The 5,731-nt window shown below is 70.6% G+C and carries 6 protein-coding genes and 1 pseudogene; 2 read left to right on the top strand and 5 right to left on the bottom strand.

What is annotated here, in order from left to right:
* The 3 genes and pseudogenes from AC2W7G_RS08070 to AC2W7G_RS08060 all read right to left on the bottom strand — a co-directional run.
* Positions 1–171: pseudogene (locus AC2W7G_RS08070) on the bottom strand (1-deoxy-D-xylulose-5-phosphate reductoisomerase); the annotation flags it as partial.
* A gap of 32 nt (positions 172–203) precedes the next feature.
* A complete protein-coding gene (locus AC2W7G_RS08065; protein ID WP_485867976.1) occupies positions 204–989 on the bottom strand; it encodes an ABC transporter permease in 786 nt (261 codons plus the stop codon).
* Positions 986–1,897 carry an ABC transporter ATP-binding protein gene (locus AC2W7G_RS08060; protein ID WP_485867975.1) on the bottom strand — a complete coding sequence of 304 codons (912 nt, stop codon included), beginning with the start codon at positions 1,895–1,897 and terminating at the stop codon, positions 986–988. Before AC2W7G_RS08060 ends, AC2W7G_RS08065 begins: the two co-directional genes overlap by 4 nt.
* Positions 1,898–2,099: 202 nt before the next feature.
* On the opposite strand from AC2W7G_RS08060, the gene AC2W7G_RS08055 reads away from it, so the two are divergent.
* Together AC2W7G_RS08055 and AC2W7G_RS08050 are read left to right on the top strand one after the other, a co-directional pair.
* Entirely contained in the window at positions 2,100–3,494 is a 1,395-nt protein-coding gene (locus AC2W7G_RS08055; protein ID WP_485867974.1) for an aspartate aminotransferase family protein, read from the top strand.
* Positions 3,491–3,943, top strand: coding sequence for an Lrp/AsnC family transcriptional regulator (locus tag AC2W7G_RS08050; RefSeq protein ID WP_485867973.1), 453 nt, complete (start codon positions 3,491–3,493; stop codon positions 3,941–3,943). The genes AC2W7G_RS08055 and AC2W7G_RS08050 overlap by 4 nt, the downstream gene beginning before the upstream one ends.
* A 6-nt stretch (positions 3,944–3,949) precedes the next feature.
* Here AC2W7G_RS08050 and AC2W7G_RS08045 read toward each other — a convergent pair whose 3' ends face one another.
* Positions 3,950–4,138: an N-acetyltransferase gene (locus AC2W7G_RS08045; protein WP_485867972.1), complete on the bottom strand. Its 189-nt coding sequence runs from the start codon at positions 4,136–4,138 to the stop codon at positions 3,950–3,952.
* A 79-nt stretch (positions 4,139–4,217) separates the two neighbouring features.
* A complete protein-coding gene (gene tig, locus AC2W7G_RS08040; RefSeq protein WP_485867971.1) occupies positions 4,218–5,576 on the bottom strand; it encodes a trigger factor in 1,359 nt (452 codons plus the stop codon).
* Positions 5,577–5,731: the final 155 nt, after the last annotated feature.

Genomic DNA, 5,731 nt, shown 5'->3' with positions numbered 1-5,731 from the left:
GGCGACGAGCGGCACCTGGTGGTCCAGCGCCTGGCGCGCCAGCAGCGCCGGGTCCGAGCCGCCGGCCGCCAGGGCCACCACCTCGAACCGGTCGGGGTGGGCCGCGACGACGTCGAGGGCCTGGGTACCGATCGAGCCGGTGGAACCGAGAAGGGCGACACGCTTGCGCATGCCGCCCATCCTCTCGCACCGCTGCGTGGCGGTTACTTCACCTCGCTGCGCAGCAGCCGCAGGACGCCCAGCACCAGCGGGATCACCAGCCAGATCGTGCCCGAGGTGACCAGCTGGGCCCACTCCTCGCCGTTGAGCCGGCCGTCACCGCTGAACAGCGGGGTCTGGGCGGTGTTGAACTCGATCCACGGCACGATGTCGCCGAACCAGTCGACGAACGAGCCGAGCACGTTCGCCACGACCGGGACGATGAAGGTGTAGACGAAGTAGCCGACGATCGCCGCCGGGGTGTTCATCAGGAGCATGGCGAGCGCGAAGCCGACGAGCACCGCGATGGTGTTGCCGATGAGGAAGTTGCGGATGTCGCTGCCCGCGATGCTCCACGAGACGTCGACGCCGCGCACCGAGGACGCCAGGAACGCGCCCAGGAGCGAGAGCAGGAACGCCAGCGCGAACGCGGCCAGCGACAGCAGCAGGCCGGCGATCAGCTTGGCGGCGACGACGCGGCCGCGGCGCGGCTCCAGCGTGAAGGTCACGAGCGCGGTGCGCTGGCCCCACTCCGACGTCACCAGCATGATCAGCACGATCGGCAGGAAGTAGCCCAGGACGTTGCCGGTGAAGACCAGGAACATCTCCAGGTCCTGCAGCCCGTCGGCGAAGACGAACGCCTGCAGGACGACGACCAGCAGCACCAGGCCGAGGATCGACAGCGTGAACCAGCGGCTCGCGCGCGTGTCGAACACCTTGCGCGCCTCGACGGCGACGAGACGTCCGAGCGGCACCGAGGGGCGCTGCAGGTCGATGGCGGGGGCGCTCATGCGCGGGCTCCTTCGGTGGCCAGCGCGTCGCGCTGGGTGTCGGACGTCAGCTGGAGGAACATCTCCTCGAGGTTCGCGGACTCGGCGGCTCGCAGCTCCAGGAGCACGACGCCCGCGGCGGCCGCGGCGCGTCCGACCTGCTCGGCCGTGGCCTCGGTGGCCAGGCCGGCGCCCGACGGGTGCGACTCGATGCCGGCCGACACCAGGGCGTTCACGAGGGCCGACGGGTCGAGCGCCCGCACGAAGGTGCCGGAGCCGCGCAGCAGCTCCTCCTTCGTGCCCTGCGCCACGATGCGGCCGTGCCCGATGACGATGATCTCGTCGGCGATGACCTCGATCTCGTGGAGCAGGTGCGAGGAGAGCAGCACGGTGCCGCCCTTCTCGGCGAAGCTGCGCAGCAGCGAGCGCATCCAGTGGATGCCGGCCGGGTCGAGGCCGTTCGCCGGCTCGTCCAGGATCAGCACCGCCGGGTCGCCCAGCAGCGTCTGCGCGAGGCCGAGGCGCTGGCGCATGCCCAGCGAGTAGTTCTTGACCCGCCGCTTGGCCTCGCTCGGCGTGAGGCCGACCAGGTCGAGCATCTCGTCGACGCGCTCCTTGCCGAGCCCCATCGTGCGGGCGGCGATGGTGAGCACCTCGCGGCCGGTGCGACCACCGTGCTGGGCCGACGCGTCCAGGAGCACGCCGACCTGCGACGCCGGGTTCGGGATGTCCCGGTACGCGACGCCGCCGATGGTGGCGACGCCCGAGGACGCCGGGGTCAGGCCGGTCATGATCCGCATGGCGGTGGACTTGCCGGCGCCGTTGGGACCCAGGAAGCCGGTGACGGTGCCGGGGCGACAGACGAAGGAGACGTCGTCGAGGGCCCGGAAGCCCCCGTACGTCTTGGAGAGGTGCTCGACCGCGATCATGGCCCCCACCCTGCCGGACGCGCCCCCGGCGCCGCCAGCACCGCCACGCGTGCCTGGGGGTCCGTCCGGTGACCAGCGCGTGTCGGGTCGGTGGCGAACCCCGTGCCCGTGACCGGCATGCACGACGGATCTCGACGTTTCGGAAGCATTTCACGACGGATTCCCTTGTGGGCGGCCCTCGGGGCGCGTGATACTGCCTGTCATGAGCGACCTCGATCTCGATCACCTCCAGCGGGCCGGCAAGGACCACCTCTGGATGCACTTCTCGCGCCAGGGGTCCTACGCCGACCACGACATCCCGGTCATCGTGAAGGGCGAGGGCGCCTACATCTGGGACGCGCAGGGCCGTCGGTACCTCGACGGTCTCGCCGGACTGTTCGTCGTCCAGGCCGGCCACGGGCGCGAGGAGCTCGCCCGGGCGGCCTACGAGCAGGCCAAGGACCTGTCGTTCTTCCCGCTGTGGACGTTCGCGCACCCGAAGGCGATCGAGCTCGCCGAGCGCGTCGCCTCGTACGCGCCGGGCGACCTCAACCGCGTCTTCTTCACCACCGGCGGCGGCGAGGCGGTCGAGACCGCCTGGAAGGCGGCCAAGCAGTACTTCAAGCTCAAGGGCAAGCCGCTCAAGCACAAGGTCATCAGCCGCCAGGTCGCCTACCACGGCACCCCGCAGGGCGCGCTGTCCATCACCGGCATCCCGGACATGAAGGCCCCGTTCGAGCCGCTCGTGCCCTCGACCGTCCACGTGCCCAACACCAACGCCTACCGGGCGCCGGCCTACCTGCCGCACGGCGCGGACGGCATGGTCGACCCCGAGGCGTTCGGCCGCTGGGCCGCCGACCAGGTCGAGGAGGCGATCCTGGCCCAGGGCCCGGAGACCGTCGCCGCGGTGTTCCTGGAACCGGTGCAGAACGCCGGCGGCTGCTTCCCGCCGCCGCCCGGGTACTTCCAGCGCGTCCGCGAGATCTGCGACACCTACGACGTGCTGCTGGTCTCCGACGAGGTCATCTGCGCCTTCGGACGCCTGGGCGAGATGTTCGGTGCCACGCGCTTCGGCTACGAGCCGGACATGATCACGTGCGCCAAGGGCCTCACGTCCGGCTACTCGCCGCTCGGCGCGATGATCGCCTCGGAGAAGGTCATGGAGCCCTTCCTCGAGGGCAGCAACAGCTTCCTGCACGGCTACACGTTCGGCGGCCACCCGGTCTCGTGCGCCGTGGCGATGGCCAACCTGGACATCTTCGAGCGCGAGAAGCTCAACGAGCGCGTCCGCGAGAACGAGTCGGCCTTCGTCGGGACGCTGGAGAAGCTGCGCGACCTGCCGATCGTCGGCGACATCCGCGGCGCCGGGTACTTCTACGGCATCGAGCTGGTGAAGGACAAGGACACCCGCGAGACGTTCAGCGAGGACGAGTCCGAGCGCCTGCTGCGCGGCTTCCTGTCCAAGGCGCTCTACGACGGCGGCCTGTACTGCCGTGCCGACGACCGCGGCGACCCGGTCGTGCAGCTCGCTCCCCCGCTCATCTGCGAGCAGGAGCACTTCGACGAGATGGAGCAGATCCTGCGCAGCGCGCTCACCGAGGCGAGCACGCTGCTGTGACGGCGCCGCTGGACGACGTCTCCAAGGCGATCATCGCCAAGCTCCAGGTCGACGGCCGGCGCTCGTACGCCGCCATCGCCAAGGAGGTCGGCCTGTCCGAGGCCGCGGTGCGCCAGCGCGTGCAGCGGCTGACCGAGTCCGGCGTCATGCAGATCGTCGCGGTCACGGACCCGCTCCAGCTCGGCTTCGCCAAGCAGGCCATGGTGGGCGTCAAGGTGCGCTCGCACATCACCGAGGTGGCCGAGCGGATCGCGCAGATCCCCGAGATCGACTACGTCGTGGTGACCACGGGACGGTTCGACGTCCTCGCCGAGGTCGTGTGCGAGAGCGACGACGCGCTGCTGGCGCTCGTCGGCGACACGATCGCGGCGATGGACAAGGTCACGTCGACCGAGACGTTCGTCTACCTCAAGCTGGCCAAGCAGACGTACTCGTGGGGCGTGCGCTGACGGGCGTCAGCTGAGCTCGCGCACCAGCTCGTGGTGGCGCGCACCCGCGACCTCGACGAGCCCGGGGACCGCCGTGTACCCGGCGCGCACGTACGCCCGGCGCGCCCGGTCGTTGCGCTCGTGGACGTGCAGGTGCACCCGCCGGACGCCCTGGTCGACGAGCCAGGCGAGGGCGTCGGGAGCACGGACGGGCATGGCGGTCATCCTGCCCGGGCCGGACGACGAAGGGAACCCCGCGCGTGCGGGGTTCCCTTCGTCGTGGGGCGGGCGAGGATCAGGCCTCGGTGGTCTCCGCGTCGCCGTACGAGCCGTCGGCCTGCAGGCGGGCCAGGTCGATCGTCTCGCCGTTGCCGTCGACGACCTTGGCGTTCTCGACCAGCTGGGCCAGCGCCTTGCCGCGCATGACCTCGTTCATCATCTCGGGCACGTGGTTGTGCTCCATGATGTGCTGGATGAACGACTGCGGGTCCTGACCGGACTGCTGGGCGCGGCGCAGGATGTGCTGCGTCAGCTCGGAGTCGTCGACCTGGATCTCGTCGCGGCGGATGATCTCGTCCAGCACGAACTGGGCCACGATCGCGTCGCGGACGTTGCGGTCGAGCTCGGCCTCGAACTCCTCGACCGTCTGGCCGTTCTCCTGGTCCTGCAGGTAGTCCTCGAGCGTCATGCCGATGCCGGCCAGCTCGGCCTCCATCTGCTGACGGCGGGCGCCGATCTCGGACGCGACCAGCTCGTCGGGCAGCGGGACCTCGATCTGCTCGACGATCTTCTCGAGCACCGCGTCGCGGGCCTGGGCGGCCTGCTCGAGGCGCTTGCCGCGGGTGAGGCGCTCGACCAGGTCGGCGCGCAGCTCCTCGACGGTGTCGAACTCCGACGCCATCTGCGCGAACTCCTCGTCGAGCTCGGGCAGGTGCTGCTCCTTGACGTCCTTGACCGTGACGGTCACGTCGACGTCCTCGCCGGCCAGGTCGCCGCCGGCGAGCTGGGTGGAGAAGGTCTTGCTCTCGCCGGCCTTGAGGCCCTGGACGGCCTCGTCCAGGCCGTCGAGCATCGTGATCTTGCCGACCGTGTAGGGCATGCCCTCGGCCTGCGCGGCCTCGATGACCTCACCGTCCTTGGCCGCGGACAGGTCGATGGTCAGCGCGTCGCCCTCGGCGGCGGCCCGGTCGACCTCGGTGAAGGTCGCGAAGCGCTCGCGCAGGCCCTCGACCTGCTCGTCGACGTCGGCGTCGGAGACCTCGGCGGCGTCGACGGTGACCTCGATGGAGGAGATGTCGGGCAGCTCGATGGCCGGACGGACGTCCAGCTCGGCGGTGATCTCGATCGGCTCGCCGTCGGAGAACTTCGTCAGGTCGATCTCGGGCTGGCTCAGCGGCAGGAGGTCCTGCTCCTGGACCGCCTCGTTGTACCAGGTGGGCAGGACGCTGTTGATCGCCTCGTCGAGGACGGCGGCGCGGCCGACGCGCTGGTCGATGATCGCGGCGGGGATCTTGCCCTTGCGGAAGCCGGGGACGGTGATCTGCGAGCCGATCGAGCGGTACGCCGCGTCGAGGCTCGGCTGGAACTCGTCGAAGGGCACCTCGATGGTGAGCTTGACCCGGGTGGGGCTCAGCGTTTCGGTGCTGCTCTTCACGATGTGGACTCCTGGTTGGTCGGAAGCGTTCGGGCGCCGCGGATTCGTGCTCACACGGGCGACGATCCAGTGTACGGGACCGGGCGGACGGGCAGGATCCGGCCCGCGCGGCACCGACGACCGCGAGCGGCGGCCCGCTCCCGGCCGCGGGCTAC

It is taken from the genome of Aeromicrobium sp. PFPM2_SD2 (assembly GCF_057364525.1).
The sequence above is the reverse complement of the archived record's forward strand: the minus strand, read 5'-3'. Positions and strand labels throughout refer to the sequence as shown.